The sequence below is a fragment of the Paraburkholderia sp. BL21I4N1 genome, assembly GCF_002973525.1.
In the GTDB taxonomy this organism is placed as follows: Bacteria; Pseudomonadota; Gammaproteobacteria; order Burkholderiales; family Burkholderiaceae; genus Paraburkholderia.
Window position 1 is genome coordinate 179,216 of record NZ_PVEN01000012.1, and the last position, 19,042, is coordinate 198,257.

Sequence of the window (19,042 nt, forward strand, 5' to 3'; positions counted from 1 at the left end):
ATGTCCTATCAACCCGACCCGGCATTTGCCGGTCTGTTCCGCGCGTTCACGTCGGACCCCGGCAGCATCGGCGCGCGCACCACGCAGACCATGGCCACCCTCGCCGCCGATGCGCCGCTGCTGGTCTCGACCGGCAGCGATATCGTGCTGTTTCCCGGCGCGGGACGTGCGCCGTCGATCGAGAGTTTTCGCAAGTCGACACGCGGCTTCATCGAATTGACGGCGGTGTCGCATTTGCCGCTCGCGCTGGCTTACCTCGCCCGCCTGCGCGAATTGTCGCCGCACGACGAGAGCTGGCTCGCCGACGCCGCGCGTTTGCGCGAGCACGCGCAGCAAACACGCGACGCGAATTCGCTCTCGCTGTGGCGCGATCGTGTCGCGGTCGCGAGCTTCGCGGGTCATGAGCGCAAGATCGCGAACCTGGTCGACTACACCTGCGCGGTGACGATCGAGCGACTCGATCGCGCGCAACACGACTTTGGGCTGCTCAGTTTCGAGCGCCTGAATGCCGAGTACTTCGCCGCATCACCCAGCGACGCGTTACCGGTCTCGATGAACGAAGTGATGTTCGCAACCTTCGGCCTCGCGTTCCTCGATATTGTTTACCGCATCGGCAACTGGCTGCGCGCGCAACAACTCGACTGGTCGCGTCTGATGGTGCTGGTCAGCGGGCAATCCGGCCGGCCGACGGCGGGCGCCACCTGGGCATCCAACAATATGTGCTATCTCGTGTGGCGCGCGTCGGAAAAAGTGTTGCCGCCCGAACGCATTCTGGTCGCGCCGCACGCGCCGTCGTTCTCGGTCGCGGCGCTGCCCGACGCGGCGGGTCTCGCCGAACTCGAACGCGATTACCGCGGCTTATGGCTCAACACGCAAGCCAGCATCGACGTCGCGCGGCGGCTGTTTCCGGATCAGCAGCCTTATCGTTTCGATCCGGCCTCGGCCGACACCATGCCGCCGATCACTTCGCCCGACGATCGCGACGCCACCGCCGCGCGCCTGCGCCGCATCATGGAAGACCCGGCGCAACTGTTGTCGAACTGCGTCGCCGATTATGTCGTCGACCAATTGCATGAGAACGGCAATCAGCCGCACCAGGTCGTGATTCCGGGCTTTTCAAACGTGACGTTCCCCGACACCGCGCGCGCGTAACGTTCGACGCGGTGACGAAAAAGACCGGCGCGGCAGGGCACCCGCGTCGGCCATAACAAGCATGCCCTCAATGGAAGGAGACAGTCATGAACGCTTTCGAATTGGAGCCGTCCGCCGGGCCGCCGCTCACCGGTCGCGTGCTGCGCATCACGCTGGTCTGTTTTGCCGTGTCGATGATCGACGGCTTCGACACGCTGATGCTGTCGTTCGTCGCGCCCTTGCTGGCGAAGTCGTTGCAGATCGATCACGCGTCGCTCGGGCGTGTGTTCGGTGCGGGTTTCGTCGGCACCGTGCTCGGCTCGCTGATCGTCGGGCCGCTGGCCGATCGCTTCGGACGGCGGCCAATGCTGCTGCTCGCGCTCGCCGTGACCGGCGTGTTCACGCTCGCTTGTGCGTTCGCCACGTCGGCCGAGACGTTGGCGTTGTTGCGCTTTATCGGCGGGCTCGGCATGGGCGGCGCGATTCCGCCGGTGGCCGCGATTACCGCCGAGAGCAGTTCGCCGCAACGGCGCTCGTCGCTGGTGATTCTGATGTTCATCGGTTTTCCGCTCGGCGCCGTGGTGGGCGGCGCGATTACCGCCGCGTTGATGACGCGCTTCGGTTGGCCGCTTGTGTTTGTGATGGGAGGTGCGTCGGCGCTGATCGCGCTGGTGCCGGTGTTGCTGGTGATTCCACGGCAGAGCGTGGTGCGTGCGGGACGGTCGGTAGCTTGGCAACGCGATGCGGGTGTGGGCGCTGGCGTTGCCACAGCCACAGCCGCAGCCGCAGCCGCAGTCCCGCCCGCCGGCCTCGTCGGCAAGCTATTCGGCAATCTGTTCGCCAACGGCCGGCTCGCGGCCACCCTCGCGTTATGGTTCGGCGTGCTGTCCAGCATGATCCTGTCGGGGTTCCTCGTCAGCTTCATGCCGACGATTCTCAACCTGAACGGCGTGGCCCCGGCGCGAGCGGCGCTCGGCGCGGTCGTGCTGAACATCGGCGCGATCGTCGGCGCGCTGGTAATTTCCATGCTGGTCGGCAAGCGTGGCCCCTTCGTGCCGGTAACGATCGCGTTTCTGTGCGGCGGCGTGCTGACGTGCGCGCTCGGGCAGATCATCGGCGCGGGCAACCTGGCGTTCGCCATGCTGTTCGCCGTCGGCGCGTGTCTGGTCGGCGGTCAACTAACATTTCCGGCCATCGCGAGCCGGCTCTTTCCCGCCGACGTGCGAGCGGCCGGCATCGGCTGGGCCATGGCGATCGGGCGCACGGGCTCGATCATCGGGCCGCTGGTGGGCGGCATCCTGCTCGCGCGGCATCTGCCATTCGACACGCTGTTCATGACCGCCGCGCTGCTCGCGGCCGGCGGCGCCCTGGGCATCGGCCTCGCGAATTTCTGGCGACCACGCGACGACGGCGAGCCCGCCGTCACGCAGCCGTCTTTTTCACTCACGGGTTCGGAGTTCGGTAATGGCAAGCATTGAACAGCGGACAGGCATTGAATCAGGCGGGCCGCGGCTCGTTCCCTTGCAGTCCCTGCCGACGAGCGGCGCGCGCGCCGTGGAAGTCTTCGCGAACGACGAGGGTTTATTCCTCGGCGTCCCGCAACTCGCGCGCGATGTGGCCGGCGAACCGCCGTATATGAACGGCGGCGACAGCGATATCGACGCGTTGATTTATCGCTGGCAGGACGGCCGCTTTGTCGAGCACGAGACTTTGCCGTTGCCGGGTGGCGAGGATATCGAGTACTTCGAGATCGGCGCGCGGCACTTTATGGCGACTGCGGGAATTCGCACCGGCAAAGGACCCTACTCGCTCGATTGCGAATCAATCGTGTATGAACGGATCGAGCGCAAATGGGTAGCGTTGCAACGATTCGCGACCTTCGCCGCCAAGCAGTGGCACGCGTTTTCATTCGACGGACGACATTTTCTCGCGCTCGCGCAGGGCGTGACCGTTGACGGCGTCGAGCCGAACCATCCGCGTCAGTCGCTGATCGTCGAATGGGACGGCGAACGCTTCATGCCGTTTCAGACGCTCGAAGGACTGTGGGGTTACAACTTTGCGTTCACCTCGTACGGCGGCGAACACTATCTTGCGTACGCCGATCACGTTAGCGGCTCGCCGATCTACCGCTGGAACGGCGTGCGCTTCGACACAATGCAGACGCTTGCGGAAAACGGCGGCCGCGCGTTCCGCTTCTTCGAGGCCAACGGCACGCTGTGGATGGTTCACGCGAATCTGCTCGCGCACACCACACTGTATCGCTTCGACGGGCGGAAGTTCGTCGCCACGCAAGCACTCGGCGACGCGGGCGGGCGCGAGCTGTGTCTGATCGACGGCGCAAACGGCCGGTATCTGGTGCGGGTGTGCTTCATTACCGGCACACCGAAAGCACCGGTGGTCGTGCCGCAATCGCAACTCTTCGAATGGCGCGGCGACTGCTTCGAACTCGTCGACAGCTTTGCGACGTCCGCGGCCACCGACGCCAGCAGTTTCGTCGTCGACGGTGAACGTTATCTGGTGATCAGCAATAGCCTGAGCGAAGACATCCGCTTCCGCACCGATTCGATGCTTTACCGCTTCGACGGATAGCGGGTTCATCGGCGTTATCGATGCCCGGCGGCCGCCGGGCGAATTCAAAAGGAACCACGATCCCTCCAGCCAGGGAGGGCCCCGCTTTGCCTTTAAAAAATAAAACACGGAGACATGCAATGAAAAAGTTTGCCTTGAGCCTGGGCGCGAGCGCTGTTTTAGGCCTGTGCAGTCCGATCGCGTCGGCGCAGAGTAGCGTGACGCTGTACGGCATTATCGACGCGGGCATCACCTACTTCAGCAATCTGAACGGCCACAAAACCTTCGTCGCGAACGACGGCTCGATCCAGTCGAATCGCTGGGGGCTGCGCGGCGTGGAAGACATCGGCGGCGGCACGCACGTGATCTTCGATCTCGAGAACGGCTTCAATCTGTACACGGGAACGATGGTTCAGTCGGGCGTGCTGTTCAGTCGCCAGGCGTGGCTGGGGTTCGACAATCCGACCTACGGCCGCTTCACGCTCGGCAAGCAGTACGACTTCTTCTGGGACAACCTCACGCAGTTCGCGATGGGCCAGGTGGCTGGTCAGTACTCGTGGCATCCGGGCGACTTCGATCACCTGGCGGGCACCCTGCACATCAACAATGCGATCAAGTACACATCGCCGAACTATGCGGGTCTGCAGGCGGGCGCGCTGTACGCGTTTCCGTCGCAATCCGTTTCGGCCGGAACGGGGCGCGTGATCGCGTTCGGGCTGCGTTATTCGAATGGTCCGCTGAACCTCGGCGCGGCTTATACGGACACGCACAATCTCGGTCTCAATGGCCCGAGCCAGGCCGGCACGACGTTCTTTCCGGATTTGCCGGCCACGCCGGTGCTGGCGAACAGCGTCAGTAGTATTGGCGTGGGCGGCAGTTATCGTTTTGGTACCAGCCTGACGCGGCTGTTGTTCACCGACACGCATTTCCGCATCGGCCGCGATAACGGCTCGATGCCCACGTACGAAGTGAACGAGGTACTGCAACTCACCCCGGCCACCACGTTGATGGGCGGCTACTGGTATAGCAAGCTCGGCTCGCAGAAGTGGCAGAACGGTACGCTGATACTCGATTACGCGCTGTCGAAACGCACCGATGTGTACACCAGCGCAACCTATCTGCGCGCGTCGGGGGGCGCCGCGCCAGTGTTCCTCGGCGGGGGGGCGGCGCCGGTGTTTACCAATGGGATGTATGTGGGCACCGGCAGTTCGTCGACGGCGGTTCGGGTGGGGATGCGGACGTTGTTTTGAGGTGGGTGGCGCTTGTGGTGTGGCGTGTGTCGCATGTGTGGCATGTGCGGTGCGATGGCGTGCACGCCGCTCTACACGCGCCGCACGCTGCTGCATGTCACGCCTCCCGCCCTACCAGAACGCCCGCTTGAACAGACTCAACCGATTCACCTTAAACAACCGCGCGGGCCGCTGATTACCGCCTTGAAACTCGTCGGTGGCGATCAGGATATCGGCGTCATCCGCCGCGTCGCCCGGTTGCAGATCAGCCACCTTGATCCCTAGCCGCGAGCGGAACGTGCCGCGCGACACCGTCTCGCCAAAAATCTGTTCGTAGATTGCCTGCAATTGCGTCAGCGTGAACAATTCCGGCAACAGCCAGCACGGCAACGTCGAATAGCTCGCCTTGTTGCGCACCCGCTGCACCGCCTCCTCCACCTGCTCCGCATGATCGAAGGCCAGATCCGGCAGGTCGTCCACGTCGTAGAACTGAAACACGCCCGCGCCGGCCGCGCTCAATTCCGCGTGCGGAATCAGCGCGACGTGCGACACCGCAACCGACCAGCCGCGCAGATCTCGCGCCGGACCGCCGAAGGTGCGCAACTGTTCGAGATAGCGCGGCGCGAAGCCGGTCTTCTCCAGCAGCACGCGCCTCGCCGTCGCTTCCAGTGACTCGTCTTCGCCCACATGAACATAGCCACCGGGCAACGCCAGGCTATGCTTCGCGGGCGCGCGCTCGCGCTGATGCAAGGCCACCTTCAGCAGGCCCTCGTCCAGCGTCAGCAAGACAATGTCGACGCTCACGTCCGGCGTGGTGTAGCTCTGTTTCATGGATCACTCCTGTACGTGGACCAAATAGGCGTCGCGGGTCGTTTCATCCACATAGTTGCAATTCTCAACTATGTGGCCTTATACTGGTAACAAGTTAGTCGGATATCCCGACGAAGCCAGACGGAGCATAGCAAATGATTCAGGTTTTTGCCGTATCGAGCGACCGGGGTGAAGTGCCACTGGAACTCCGCAAACTGGTCTTCCCCGGCGGCGAGGTCAACGTCAGCGTCGAGCTGGGCAAGCCCGCGCACACGCTGTGCATTCAGGCGCATCTGCCCAACGCCGAAGCGGTCATGACACTGCTCCTCGCGACCGACGCGCTGCGCCGCGGCTATCCGGGCACGCCGATCCTGTTGTCCCTGCCGTACGTGCCGTATGCCCGCCAGGACCGCGTGGCGAACCCAGGCGAAGCGCTCAGCGCGCGCGTCTTCTGCGACCTGATCAACGCGCAGCAGTATGCGCAGGTCGAAGTGCAGGACCCGCATAGCGATGTCGTGACCGCCCTGCTCGACCGCGTGACGATCGCCGATCCGCTGCCGTCGTTGCGCCGTGCGCTGGCAAGCCTGAATCCGGGCTTGAGTTCGCGCCGCGCCGCGCTGGTCGCACCGGACGCCGGCGCCCGCAAACGCGTCATGCATCTGGCGCAGGCGCTGGAACTCGACGTGGTGTTTGCCGAAAAAGTGCGCAACACGCAGACCGGCAAGATCACCGGCACCCAGGTGGTGGGCGACTTGCCCGACGCGCCGCTGCTGGTGGTCGACGATATCTGCGACGGCGGTCGCACCTTCACCGAACTCGCCGCTGCGTTGCGCACCCGTCAGGCGGAACAACGCCAGAGCCAGCCGCTGTACCTGTATGTCACGCACGGCATTTTCAGCAAGGGCCTCGCGCCGCTGCTCGAACACTACCAGACGGTTTTCACGCGCAACAACTGGACCAGCGACACGCGCTGCCAGCTGGTCTGAACTGAACCCGAATCCACACCGGACACGACTCTGAATCCGAACTCGCCAGGAGATGTTGATGAACGCCCCCGACCGCACGGAAGTCCTCGAAAAGAACCAGCTCGTCCCGTTCAATCTTGCCGATTTCTACAAGACCGGCCACCCGTCCATGTATCCGAAAGCGACCACCAAACTGGTCGCGAACTTCACGCCCCGTTCGGCGAAGTACGCGCCGGTGCTGCGCGAGCTGTTCGACGACAAGGTGGTCTGGTTCGGCCTGCAAGGCTTCATTCAGGAATTCCTGATCGACCTGTTCGGCGCCGAGTTCTTCCAGAAGTCGAAGGCGCAGGCCGTGCGCAAGTACAAGCGGCGCATGGACACGGCATTGGGACCTGATGCCGTGCCGGTCGCGAGCCTCGAGGCGCTGCACGACCTCGGCCACCTGCCGCTCGAAATCCGTTCGCTGCCGGAAGGCTCGCGGGTCGACATCAAGGTGCCGCCGGTGATTTTCATCAACACGCACCCGGATTTTCCGTGGGTGTCGACGTACTTCGAAACGGTGGTGAGCTGCGAATCTTGGAAGCCGTCCACGGTGGCCACGATTGCGTTCGAATTCCGCAAACTGCTGACCTACTTCGCGAATCTGACCGGCGCGCCGCTCGACTTCGTGAACTGGCAAGGTCACGATTTTTCGATGCGCGGCATGAGCGGCGTGCACGACGCGATGCGCTGTGGCGCGGGCCACCTGTTGTCGTTCACCGGCACGGACACGATTCCCGCGATCGATTATCTCGAAGACCACTACGACGCGAATGCGGAGCGCGAGCTCGTCGGCGGGTCGATTCCGGCGTCGGAACACAGCGTGATGGCGCTGCGCATTCTGCTCACGCAGCAACGTCTCGAACGCGATCCGGCGCAAGCCATGCTCGACCCGAAGGCGTTGCGCCGCAAGGCCGAACTGGAAGTGATCCGCGAGTTCGTCACCGAAGGCTACCCGCAAGGGATGGTCTCGCTCGTCAGCGACACGTTCGACTTCTGGAACGTGATGACGGTCATCGCGAAGGAACTGAAGGCGGATATTCTCGCCCGCCGGCCGGACGCGCTGGGCAACGCCAAGGTGGTGTTCCGCCCCGACTCCGGCGATCCGGTGAAAATCCTCACCGGCTATACGGACGACGAACTCGTGCCGGGCAACGACGGCACGCCCGCCGTCAGCGAATCGGGCCGCTACACGGTGAAGGCGAGCGGCGAGACGATCAGCGCGGCAGAGCGTACCGGCGCGGTGGAGTGTCTGTGGAACATCTATGGCGGGACCACCACGGAGCAAGGCTACAAGGTGCTGGATTCGCACGTCGGGCTGATCTACGGCGACTCGATCACGCTGACGCGCGCGCGCGACATCATGCTGCGCATGGCGGCCAAGGGATTCGCGTCGTGCAACGTGGTGCTCGGCATCGGCAGCTACGTGTATGGGATGAACTCGCGCGACACGTTCGGCTATGCGCTCAAGGCGATTTACGCCGAAGTGGATGGCGAAGCGGTCGACATCTATAAAGACCCGGCCACCGACGACGGCACCAAGAAATCGGCGAAGGGCCTGCCGCGCGTCGAGAAGGAAGGCGATCGCTTCGTGCTGTACGAACAGCAGACGGTCGAGCAGGCGGAAGGCGGTGCGCTGGTGCCGGTGTTCCGGAATGGCGAGTTGCTGGTGAAGCAGTCGCTGGCGGAGATTCGCGAGCGCTTGCAGTCGTCGTGGACGTGTCCGGAGGCGGGGTCGATTGTGTGGGGGTGAGGATGGGACAAGCCCCGGCGTGAGGGTGCGCCGGGGTTCGACATGCGCCGCCGTCAGATCACGCGCATGACGCCCCTTCCGCTCTTGTAGTATTCGAGTCTCACAAAACCGATGCGCGGCTCAAGGTATGACCAACTCGGACACGCAGCTTCCCTTTCAGGTGTCCGTCAACTTGACGGATGAGGACTTTATCGCCGCGCATGTCGTGCTTTATTCGGCAAAACGCACGCTGCACAAGCGGTTGCGTTCGATCGGGATTGCCACGGCAGTTGGCGGTTTGTTCGGCTGGTATTGGTCCGCAACGCATGTCGACATATCGATCGCAACAAGCATCGCCGCTTGCGCGATTGCGGCCGGCGCACTGGCGTTCTGCAACGACGCGTATTTCTCGCCGCTCTTCTTGCGCGGCATCGCGCGCGCCGGTCTCAAAGCACGGCTGAAACGCGGCGCAGTGCCTTTTCTCGGCCCGCAGCAGGTCACCTTCGACGCAACTGGCGTGACCGGCGAGTCGACGCTATCAAGCCTGCGTCTGAACTGGTCGAGCCTGACCTCACGCGCGGACGACGCCGAGCGCATCTATCTGTTCGCGGGCGGCTCCGCGTTCGTCGCGCTGCCGCGCCGCGATTTGCTGCCGACGCAGCTCGCGGCGATCGAACGCATGATCGCGCGTCATATGCCGGTGAGGGAGCGCGGCGTTGAACGATGAGCCGACCCGTGCTTCAAGCGTGACGCCCATCCAGCGCTTCGCGCTTGAAAAACACGAAGGCCCGTACGAATCATGGCCGCCCGCGTCGCGCCTTATCGTCGACGGGCGGACGCTGCCGCTGGCGATTCCCGGCTATACGCTGCTGTTCCAGTTCGACACGCCATCCGGCTACCTTTTCGCCACCGATTTCGATTGCCCGTTCGAAGAAGCGGCGGCGTTCGTGCTGGTCAGCAAGGGCCTGCAACGCGCGCTCGCCGTCCGTCAGATCGGCGCGCCGTATTGTTCGTTCTGGCTGGAGGACATCCAGTGGACGGACACCACGCATTTCATCGCGACGTTCGCCGACGATCCGAACCGCTGGTTCTTCACGATCCGCGAATACGGGATCACGTGGCGCGGCCTCAGGTGGCTGTGTCCGCGCCTGATGATGCGAAGGATCAAAGCATCGAGCGATGCATGAGTCGAGAGCGCGGCGCCGAATCCGCTCTCCAGACCGCGCTAGACCAAACCGCGCCGCTTCACCCGTCGCTCCCTCCCTCGCCGCAACCGCCCCTCACTTGCGCCACGACCCATGCGGCAACTCCACGTCCCGCTGCGCCGCCGCCAATCCCGCCACCATCCCAGCACGGTCGAACGGAATGCAATACACCGGTTTCGCCCGTTCAAAACGCCAACTGTCCCGCAACGCCCCGGCATCGACCGGATCGAAGCCGAACTGATCCATCAACCCACTTACGACCTGTTTCGCCGCCGCGTCATCGCCCGCGAATGGCAAAGCGCGGCGCTGCGGCGTACCAACCGGCCGACCGTCCGTGTGCAGATCCGCCGCCAGAATCGCGTTGAACGCCTTGACCACCTTCGCGCCCGGCAACACCGCGGCCAGCATCTGGCTCGTGGTGGTCGTCAAATCGTCGAGCGCCGCGATAGGGCCGTCGCGCTCGGGATAGTAGTTGCACGTGTCCACCACGATCTTGCCGTCGAGCGCGCCAACCGGCAGCGCACCGATCTGCGAAAACGGCACCGCCAGCACGACCACCTCGCCGAAACTCGCCGCCTGTTGCGCCGTGCCCAGCGCGCACCCGAGCGCGGCGGCGGTGCTCGTCAAGGTCGACGGATCGCGCGAATTGCTGATCATCACGTCGTGCCCGCCCTGCTTCGCGAGGGTCGCCATCGCGCGGCCGATAAAGCCTGCGCCGAGAATGCCTATCTTCATGTTTCATGCTCCTTCACGGGTTGAGGATCGCGCCATGGCGCGCGCCCTGTCGGTGAGAAACACTATGATTCAAAACTTCAGCATGATAAACACGCATAATCTGACGATTGTCGAAACCACAAGTAGGGAATCATGGACCGTCTGACCAGCATGGCCGTGTTCGTCAAAACCGCCGACAGCGGCTCGTTCGCCGCGGCCGCGCTTGCGTTCGGCATCTCGTCGCAGATGGCCGGCAAGCACGTCAGCACGCTGGAAGAGCGCGTCGGCGCGCGCCTGCTGAACCGGACCACACGCCGCCAGAGCCTCACCGAAATCGGCCAGATCTTCTACGAGCGCTGCAAGTCGCTGCTCGCGGATGCCGAAGCGGCCGAATCGGTCGCGCAGGAACTGTCGGCCTCGCCTCGCGGGCGCTTGCGCATTACCGCGCCGGTCACGTTCGGCGCCAACTGCCTCGCGCCGCTGATCGCCCGCTATCTGAAAGGCCATCCGCATGTGCGGGTCGATCTGACGCTGACCGACCGCTTCGTCGATCTGATCGACGAGGGCTACGAGGCCGCGATCCGGCTCGGCGCGCTGACGGATTCGTCGCTGATCGGCCGGCAATTGATGCCGTACCGGCTGCTCGTATGCGCTTCGCCCGACTATCTGGCGGAGCGCGGCGAGCCGCGAACGCCCCAGGAACTGGCCGATCATGCGTGCCTGAGCTTCGTCTACATGACCCGGCCGGTCGCGATGGAATGGCATTTCTCCGACGCGCGCGGCGACTACGTGGTGCCGGTCTCGGGCCCGTTTCACGCCAACGACGTGAAAGCGCTGCGCGCCGCCGCGCTCCACGGCGCGGGCGTGATGCTCGCCCCCGAGGTGGCCGTGCGGGACGATCTTGCTGCAGGCCGTCTGGTGCGCCTTCTGCGCGACTACGAAACGCCCGCCCGGCCGATGCATCTGGTCTTCCCGGCGAGTCGCGCGACGCCGAAACTGCGCGCCTTCATCGACCAGGTGGTCGCCGAATTCGGCCCGGACACCGTGCCGGACGGCCGACCCGAAACGACCTGACAGCGCCTGAATCCGGCTCTCCAAAGTCCGCCAAATTACGCGCGCCGAACGCTAGAATGCCCGGCTTTGCCCGCGTCGGACGCGCCGCAAGGCAAAATACGGGTTTCGCGCACGCCCGCCGCGGCCACGCAGCGTGCGCCACAGTCAGGACAGCTCGTCCTTTAACAGAGCCCCTCAGGAGCATTGATGACCGATTCGAACCCATCCTTCCTCGGCAGGATTTCACTTGCCGTCGGCACGTTTTTCAGCATTCTCGGCGACGGCGAATTCGCTGCCGGCGTACTGCGTCTGCGCCAGGGCGGCACGACCGCCGCGGCGGCTCCGGCCCCGGCTCCGGCTCCCACGCCTGCGCCTGCACCCACGCCCGCCGCCGCCCCCGCCCCCGCGCTGAAAACCGCCAGCCCCGACGCCGCGCTGCAACTGCTCGGCCTGCTGCAACGCGACGCGCGCTTCATCGATTTCGTCGAGGAAGACATCAAGAGCTATAGCGACGCCGACATCGGCGCGGCCGCGCGCCTCGTGCACGACGGTTGCCGCGCGACGCTGCGCGAGCATTTCACGATCCGTCCGGTGCGCGACGAAGCCGAAGGCAGCCGGGTCACGCTGGCCGAAGGTTTCGACGCCAGCTCGGTGCGCCTGACCGGCAACGTGGTCGGCAAGGCGCCGTTCAACGGCAGCATCAGCCACCGCGGCTGGCGCGTCGACGAGGTGCGTCTGCCGAAGCTTGCCGACAGCCACAACGCGAACGTGATCGCACCGGCCGAGGTGGAGCTATGAGCGACGCCCGCTATTCGATCGGGATCGATCTCGGCACCACGCACTGCGCGCTGTCGTACGTCGATACCCGCGCCAGCGACGGCGAAAAAACCGCGCAAGGCGTGCTGCCGGTCGCGCAACTCACCGGCCCCGGCGCGATCGACAATCTCGATCTGCTGCCCTCGTTCCTGTACCTGCCGCATCCGGACGAACTGGCGTCCGGCGACCTGTACCTGCCGTGGACCGGCCAGCGCGAATTCGCGGTGGGCGAGTTTGCCCGCACTCGCGGCGCGGCCACGCCGATCCGGCTGGTGTCGAGCGCGAAGAGCTGGTTGTGCCACCCAGGCGTGGACCGGCGCGCGGCGATTTTGCCCAACGACGCGCCGCCGGAAGTCGCGCGCGTCTCGCCCCTCGAAAGCTCGGTGCGCTATTTGACGCATCTGCGCGAAGCCTGGGACCACGCTCATCCGGAGGCGCCGTTCAGCCAGCAGGACGTCACGGTAACCATCCCGGCCTCGTTCGATCCGGCCGCGCGCGAACTGACCGCCGAAGCCGCCGAAGCGGCCGGCTTCGCCCGCATGACCCTGCTCGAAGAACCGCAGGCCGCGCTGTATAGCTGGATCCAGAAGAGCGGCGGCGAGTGGCGCAAGCAGGTCAAGGTCGGCGACATCATCCTCGTGGTCGACGTGGGCGGCGGGACGACCGACCTCTCGCTGATCGCCGTGATCGAGCGGGAAGGCAATCTCGAACTGCATCGCGTCGCGGTCGGCGAACATATTCTGCTCGGCGGCGACAACATGGACCTGGCGCTCGCGCACGTCGTCGCCCGTAAGCTCGCGGCGCAAGGCACCCAGGCCGACGCATGGCAATTGCGCGCCCTCACTTACGCATGCCGGTCGGCCAAGGAAACGCTGCTCAGCGATCCCGCCGCCGACACCGTGCCGCTCGTCGTGCCGAGCCGCGGCTCGAAGCTGATCGGCGGTTCGATCCGCACCGAACTCACGCGCGCGGAACTGACGCAAACGATCCTCGAGGGCTTTTTCCCGCAGGTGGAGAGCGCCGCACGTCCGGTCAGCCGCGCGCGCGCCGGTCTGACGCAACTCGGTCTGCCGTATGCGCAGGACGCCGGCATTACGCGTCATCTGGCGGCGTTCCTCGGCCGCCAGGTCGGCGCGCTCGCCGAACTCGAAGGCCTCGGCGAGACAGCGGCCCATGCCGCCGCGCCAGGCGCGAGCTTCCTGCATCCCACCGCGGTGCTGTTCAACGGCGGCGTGTTCAAGTCGCCGCTGCTGGTCGAACGCATCATGGGCACGCTCAACAGCTGGCTCGCGGCGGAAAGCGCGGCGCCGGCGCGACTGCTCGAAGGCGCCGATCTCGACCTCGCGGTCGCGCGCGGCGCGGCCTACTACGGCTACGTCCGGCGCGGCCAGGGCGTGCGGATTCGCGGCGGCACCGCGCGGGCGTACTACATCGCGATCGAATCGGCGATGCCCGCCGTGCCCGGTCTCGAACCGCCGATCCAGGCGTTGTGCGTGGCGCCCTTCGGCATGGAAGAAGGCACCGACGCCGAGTTGCCCGCGCAGGAGTTTGGGCTGGTGGTCGGCGAGCCGGTGCATTTCCGTTTCTTCGGGTCGTCGGTGCGTCGTCAGGATCAGGTCGGCACGCTGCTCGACTTCTGGGGCCCCGACGAATTGCAGGAACTCGAGGAGATCCAGGCCACGTTGCCGGCCGCCGGCCGCACCGCGGGTGAAGTCGTACCGGTGAAGCTGCACGCACGCGTCACCGAAGCGGGCACGCTCGAACTCGAAGCGATCCCGCGCGGCACCGAGGCGCGCTGGAAAGTCGAATTCGACGTGCGCGGCAACGCGAATGCATGAGTAAGATGAAGCGGTATAGCGTCGGTATCGATCTCGGCACCAGCAATACGGTGCTGGCCTATGCGCAGGTCGGATCGCAGTCGATCCACCTGTTCGAGGTCGAGCAACTGGTCAGCCCCGGTGAAGTGGCGGCGCGGCCTTTGCTGCCGTCGGCGCGGTATCACGCCGCCGAAGGTGAACTGGCGGCGGGCGATGTGCAACTGCCGTGGGCCGCTGCCGACGTTTCCACACCGCCGGTCGTGATCGGCCGCCTCGCGCACGTGCTCGGCGCTCAGGTGCCGGGACGGCTGGTGGCCAGCGCGAAGAGCTGGTTGTCGCATGCCTCGGTCGATCGCAGTGCGCCGATCCTGCCGTGGGGCGCCGCCGACGACGTCCGCAAGGTCTCGCCGGTCGACGCCAGCGCGAGTTATCTCGCGCACATGCGCTCGGCCTGGAATCAGCGTTTCCCGGACGCGCCGCTCGAACAGCAGGACGTGGTGCTCACGGTCCCCGCTTCGTTCGACGAAGGCGCACGCGCGTTGACCGTCGCCGCGGCGCGCCTCGCCGGGCTGCCCAAACTGAAATTACTGGAAGAGCCGCAAGCGGCCTTCTACGACTGGCTGTTTCATCATCGCGAGCGGCTCGCCGACGAGCTGGCGGACACCCGTCTCGTGCTGATCTGCGACGTGGGCGGCGGCACGACCGACCTCACGCTGATCGCCGTCGACGTGCGCAACGGCGAGCCGCAGTTGACGCGTATCGGCGTGGGCAATCATCTGATGCTCGGCGGCGACAACATGGATCTCGCGCTCGCGCATCTGGTGGAAGCGCGGTTGCCGGGCGGCAGCGAACGCGCGCGGCTGTCGGCGGCGGGTTTGTCGCAACTGGTCGAGCGTTGCCGCGCCGCGAAGGAACAGTTGCTCGGGCCGCACGCCCCCGACTCGGCGTCGATCACGCTGCTCGGCGCGGGCTCGAAGCTGATCGGCGGCGCGCGTAGTGCGCGGATCACGCGGGAGGAAGTGGAGCGGATCATCGTCGATGGTTTTTTCCCGGCGGTGGCGTCGCATGAACGGCCTGGCAGACCGCGTGGCGCGATCGTCGAGTTCGGCCTGCCCTATGCGACCGACGCGGCGGTGACGCGGCATATCGCGGCGTTTTTGAGCCGGTTCGCGGCGCAGTCGCGGCAGGCGCTGGATGGCGTCGATGCCGTGCAGACTTCGGCCGCGGCGGATACGCCCGCTCCATTGCCGATCCCCGACACGCTGCTGCTCAACGGCGGCGTATTCCGCGCCGAAGCACTCACGCGGCGTCTCGCCGACACCCTCGGCAGCTGGCGCGGCCATGCGCTCAACGTGCTGCACAACGACAACCCCGACGTCGCCGTCGCGCGCGGCGCGGTCGCCTATTCGCTGGCACGCGCGGGCGCCGCGCCGAAGATCGGCGGCGGCTCGCCGCGCAGCTACTTCCTCGTGCTCGAGGACAGCGGCGAACCCACGCAACGCGGCGTCTGCCTGCTGCCGCGCGGCACCGAGGAAGGCCATGAAATCCTGATCGCCGAGCGCACCTTCGCACTGCGCCTCGGCCATCCGGTGCGTTTCCATCTGGTGTCGTCGAGTGCGGACACGGTCTATCGCGCCGGCGAGTTGATCGATCTCGCGGACGGCGACTTCGTGCGCCTGCCGCCGATCGCCACCGTCGTTCAACCACGCGGCACCCGCACCGCGCGCGAAACCGCCGTGCGGATCGCTACCTCGCTCACCGAAGTCGGCACGCTCGACGTGCACTGCATCGAACTCGACGATCCCGCGCAACGCTGGCGGCTCGAATTCCAGTTGCGCGGCGAAACCGCCCAGGTCGACCTCTCCGCCGATCCGGCACAAGCGCGGCATCCGCGTCTCGACGAAGCGATCGAACAGATCGACCGCAGCTTCGGCACCCGCGCGCAAAAAATCGACCCGAAAGAAGTCAAGCGGTTGCGCGCGCAACTCGAACATCTGCTCGGCCCGCGCGAAGGCTGGAACAGCGCGTTGCTGCGCGAACTGTTCGGCGCGCTGTGGGAACGCGCGCGGCGCCGGCGGCGCTCGGCGGATCACGAACGACTGTGGCTGAATCTGGCCGGCTATTGCCTGCGCCCCGGCTTCGGCTATCCCCTCGACGAATGGCGCGTCGAACAACTCTGGACCTTGTTCGACGACGGCATCCAGTACATCAACGACAGCCAGGTCTGGTCCGAATGGTGGACGCTGTGGCGGCGCGCGGCGGGCGGTCTCGACGAAAGCGCGCAACTGCGCGTGCTCGACGCGATGGCGTATCTGCAGAACGCCGCGCAAGCGCGTCACAAGCTGCCGTTCGACGTCGCGAAAACCGGCATTGCCGATATGGCGCGGCTGAGCGCGTCGCTCGAACGGATTCCTGTCGAACGCAAGATCGACCTCGGCGAAGCCGTGCTGACGCGGCTCAAAAAGCCAGCTGACCATCATCAAGGCTGGTGGGCGGTCGGCCGGATCGGTGCGCGTCGACCGTTCTACGGCAGCGCGCATGGCGTCGTGCCGCCGGAGATCGCGGCGCAATGGCTGAACGCGATACTCGCGCTCGACTGGAAGAAGGTTGATCAGGCCGCATTCGCCGCCGTGCAGATCGCACGGATGACAGGCGACCGCTCCCGCGACATCGCCGACGATTTACGTCGTGCGGTCGTGCGGCGGCTGGAGGCGACGAACGCGCCGCGCGCGTGGATCACGATGGTGAGTGAGAGCGTCGAACTCGATAACGTCGACGAAGGCCGCGTATTCGGCGAGTCGTTGCCGGCGGGGTTGAAGCTGATCGGGGCGTGAGAGGCGCGCGATCTACTGATAGCTCATCGTGAACGTCGCGAGCCCTTTCACCGTGCCGCCACTCACCGGCCCCGTGCGCACGTATCGCGCGCTCAACGGGATCAGGTTCGCCCCGGCTCTCATTTTTCCCACGAACGAAACATTCAGATTGCCGCTCTCCGGATCATGCGGGCCGAACGACAAGGGTCTCGACTCCGACATGATCTGCATCCCCACGCCTTTCGCGGTCGAGCCCGCGGCAGCGCTCAGGATCGTCGACCGGTTGCCCGGGTTCGCCGCATCGTCGAGCGACAGATAGGCCCTCACGGGCGCAGCGCAATCAAGCCCGATGGAAAACGGCGTGGCGCCGCTACGCATCAGATTCGACGGCGACACGCGCGGCGGCAACGCAACCTGAATCGCCCGGGTGCCGACGCTGCATGTCCCCGCCGCGAACCGGCTGCCCGGCGTGATGTGCTGCGTTCCGCTCACCGTCTCGAAACAGCGGCCGGCGAAGGTCATGGTGAGGCTCGGGATCGTCGTCAGCGTGCCACTGCCGAGCGGGCCGGTCACCACGAGTTCAGCCATGATGTGATACTCGGCAGCATGGCTGACAGGGGGAAAGAAAACCGTGGCATACGGCGCGTTCCTGAACTGACCTTTCGCTTGCCGCTTGATGGAATAACGCACGCCCAGGCCGGGCACATTGGTCGCGAAGAGTGTGTCGGAACCGGAGGCCAGCGTCCCGTTCACCGCGACCGTTTCGGCTATCCGGCAGAGCACTTGCGGCGTGCCCAGACCGACCTCGTGCGAAACCGATTGCACGACCTGTCCCACCGCCGGATTGTTCGGCACCGGGATCGTCGGCGCAAACGCGAGACTGGACAGCGACGTGCCATGGCCCGGAAATCGGATCGAGCCAGTGAACGCGCCGGCGGTGCCCGCTTGCAGGAACGCGGCGAGAAGAACGCCGGCGCGCGCCGTGGCGAAGCGTGTTGTGCACCGGACTGTATTCGCCCATCTTCCGCCGCACCGTGCGCTGCCCGGATCAAACCAATCGAACATCTCGATGCTCCGCGTTACCGCATGGATAGCAGGCGTCCATGCTAGCCATCGCGGTGGCGAAAAACCATGAGACCGATGTTCGCATCCAGCGCCAGATAAAAAACCCGTCGTATCGTTGCCGATCGACGGGCTTCGTTTTGCAGCCGCTGCCGCTCGCCTTACACCTGCGCCATGCCGCCATCCACGAACAACTCGATCCCCGTGATGTAGCTCGCGTCGTCCGACGCCAGGAACGACACCGCCTTGGCGATCTCATCCGCTTCGCCGACGCGGCCCAGCGGCGTCGTGTCGCTGACGTGCTGCCGGTAGCCTTCGATCTGCTCGTCGCTCATCTTCAGCTCGGTTTTATATGCCGGTGTCACCACCACGCCCGGCGCGACCACGTTCACGCGAATCTCGCGCCCCTTCAGATCCGACGCCCACGTCCGCGCAAACGAACGCAAGGCGGCCTTGGTCGCGGCGTACACGCCAAAGGCCGGCACGCCCTGAATCGACGTGATCGACCCCGTCAGCACGATCGCACTGCCCGGCTTCATTAGCGGCAGCGCTTTCTGCACCGTGAACAACGTGCCTTTGACGTTGATATCGAAGTACTTGTCGAACTGCTCTTCGGTAATCGCACCGAGCGGGGAAAACTCGCCGCCGCCCGCATTCGCGAACAGGATATCGAGCCGCTGATGCGCGGCCTGCACCGTGCTGAACATACGGTCGAGATCGGCGGCCGACGCGATATCCGCGCGAATCGCCACCGCGCCGTGGCCGATCTGTTCGACCGCGGCATCGAGTTCGGCCTGACGGCGGCCGGTGATAAAGACCTTCGCCCCTTCCTGCGCGAAACGGATCGCGGCCGCGAGGCCGATCCCGCTGCTGCCGCCGGTCACGAGCGCGATCTTGCCGGCGTGTTTGCGGGCGTTGACGTTTTCAAGTCTGGACTGGTTCATGGAAAGCTCCTGGTGACATCGATTGAGTTCGTTAAGTTCGCTGAGGTCGCTTGACCCTTGACGTCAGCTTATTTGATGCGCCCATGGAGATAAATAGCTATGCTGTGGTTTCTTTATCCACCGTTGTGGATAATTAATCGGAAC

16 protein-coding genes are annotated in these 19,042 nt (G+C 65.3%); 12 read left to right on the forward strand and 4 right to left on the reverse strand.

Annotation, left to right across the window (positions count from 1 at the left end; all coding sequences use genetic code 11):
- The 4 genes from B0G83_RS26585 to B0G83_RS26600 all read left to right on the forward strand — a co-directional run bounded on the left by B0G83_RS26585 (position 1) and on the right by B0G83_RS26600 (position 4,949).
- A complete protein-coding gene (locus tag B0G83_RS26585; RefSeq protein WP_105510355.1) occupies positions 1–1,152 on the forward strand; it encodes a DUF5624 domain-containing protein in 1,152 nt (383 codons plus the stop codon).
- A gap of 86 nt (positions 1,153–1,238) precedes the next feature.
- Positions 1,239–2,609, forward strand: coding sequence for an MFS transporter (locus B0G83_RS26590; RefSeq protein WP_105510356.1), 1,371 nt, complete (start codon positions 1,239–1,241; stop codon positions 2,607–2,609).
- Positions 2,596–3,720 carry a hypothetical protein gene (locus B0G83_RS26595; protein ID WP_105510357.1) on the forward strand — a complete coding sequence of 375 codons (1,125 nt, stop codon included), beginning with the start codon at positions 2,596–2,598 and terminating at the stop codon, positions 3,718–3,720. Before B0G83_RS26590 ends, B0G83_RS26595 begins: the two co-directional genes overlap by 14 nt.
- 119 nt (positions 3,721–3,839) lie before the next feature.
- On the forward strand, positions 3,840–4,949 hold the full coding sequence (locus B0G83_RS26600; RefSeq protein WP_181157086.1) for a porin: 1,110 nt from the start codon (positions 3,840–3,842) through the stop codon (positions 4,947–4,949).
- Between the two features lie 111 nt (positions 4,950–5,060).
- Here B0G83_RS26600 and B0G83_RS26605 read toward each other — a convergent pair whose 3' ends face one another.
- Positions 5,061–5,759, reverse strand: a complete 699-nt coding sequence (locus B0G83_RS26605) for an NUDIX domain-containing protein (protein ID WP_105510359.1) — start codon at positions 5,757–5,759, stop codon at positions 5,061–5,063.
- Positions 5,760–5,893: 134 nt separating this feature from the next.
- On the opposite strand from B0G83_RS26605, the gene prs reads away from it, so the two are divergent.
- From prs to B0G83_RS26625, 4 genes are all read left to right on the forward strand, one after another.
- Positions 5,894–6,724: a ribose-phosphate diphosphokinase gene (gene prs, locus B0G83_RS26610; protein WP_105510360.1), complete on the forward strand. Its 831-nt coding sequence runs from the start codon at positions 5,894–5,896 to the stop codon at positions 6,722–6,724.
- Between the two features lie 58 nt (positions 6,725–6,782).
- Positions 6,783–8,495, forward strand: coding sequence for a nicotinate phosphoribosyltransferase (locus B0G83_RS26615; RefSeq protein WP_105510442.1), 1,713 nt, complete (start codon positions 6,783–6,785; stop codon positions 8,493–8,495).
- A gap of 127 nt (positions 8,496–8,622) precedes the next feature.
- Positions 8,623–9,201 carry a YcxB family protein gene (locus B0G83_RS26620; RefSeq protein ID WP_105510361.1) on the forward strand — a complete coding sequence of 193 codons (579 nt, stop codon included), beginning with the start codon at positions 8,623–8,625 and terminating at the stop codon, positions 9,199–9,201.
- Positions 9,191–9,661 (forward strand): hypothetical protein, encoded by a 471-nt coding sequence (locus B0G83_RS26625; protein WP_258168289.1) that lies wholly within the window; start codon positions 9,191–9,193, stop codon positions 9,659–9,661. Before B0G83_RS26620 ends, B0G83_RS26625 begins: the two co-directional genes overlap by 11 nt.
- A gap of 93 nt (positions 9,662–9,754) precedes the next feature.
- On the opposite strand, the gene B0G83_RS26630 is transcribed toward B0G83_RS26625, so the two are convergent.
- A complete protein-coding gene (locus B0G83_RS26630; protein WP_105510363.1) occupies positions 9,755–10,414 on the reverse strand; it encodes an NADPH-dependent F420 reductase in 660 nt (219 codons plus the stop codon).
- A 132-nt stretch (positions 10,415–10,546) separates the two neighbouring features.
- Here B0G83_RS26630 and B0G83_RS26635 point away from each other — a divergent pair, with 132 nt between their 5' ends.
- The 4 genes from B0G83_RS26635 (at position 10,547) to B0G83_RS26650 (ending at position 16,913) form a co-directional block, all read left to right on the forward strand.
- The gene (locus B0G83_RS26635; RefSeq protein WP_105510364.1) at positions 10,547–11,467 is read left to right on the forward strand and encodes a LysR family transcriptional regulator; all 921 of its coding nucleotides are present in this window, start codon (positions 10,547–10,549) and stop codon (positions 11,465–11,467) included.
- A 186-nt stretch (positions 11,468–11,653) separates the two neighbouring features.
- On the forward strand, positions 11,654–12,244 hold the full coding sequence (locus B0G83_RS26640) for a DUF2760 domain-containing protein (RefSeq protein ID WP_105510365.1): 591 nt from the start codon (positions 11,654–11,656) through the stop codon (positions 12,242–12,244).
- Entirely contained in the window at positions 12,241–14,100 is a 1,860-nt protein-coding gene (locus B0G83_RS26645) for an Hsp70 family protein (RefSeq protein WP_105510366.1), read from the forward strand. Before B0G83_RS26640 ends, B0G83_RS26645 begins: the two co-directional genes overlap by 4 nt.
- Complete coding sequence (locus tag B0G83_RS26650; RefSeq protein ID WP_181157088.1) at positions 14,097–16,913, forward strand: Hsp70 family protein; 2,817 nt, start codon at positions 14,097–14,099, stop codon at positions 16,911–16,913. Before B0G83_RS26645 ends, B0G83_RS26650 begins: the two co-directional genes overlap by 4 nt.
- A gap of 12 nt (positions 16,914–16,925) precedes the next feature.
- On the opposite strand, the gene B0G83_RS26655 is transcribed toward B0G83_RS26650, so the two are convergent.
- A complete protein-coding gene (locus B0G83_RS26655; RefSeq protein WP_105510367.1) occupies positions 16,926–17,957 on the reverse strand; it encodes a fimbrial protein in 1,032 nt (343 codons plus the stop codon).
- Positions 17,958–18,115: 158 nt separating this feature from the next.
- Positions 18,116–18,898 (reverse strand): glucose 1-dehydrogenase, encoded by a 783-nt coding sequence (locus B0G83_RS26660; protein ID WP_105510368.1) that lies wholly within the window; start codon positions 18,896–18,898, stop codon positions 18,116–18,118.
- Positions 18,899–19,042 lie beyond the last annotated feature (144 nt).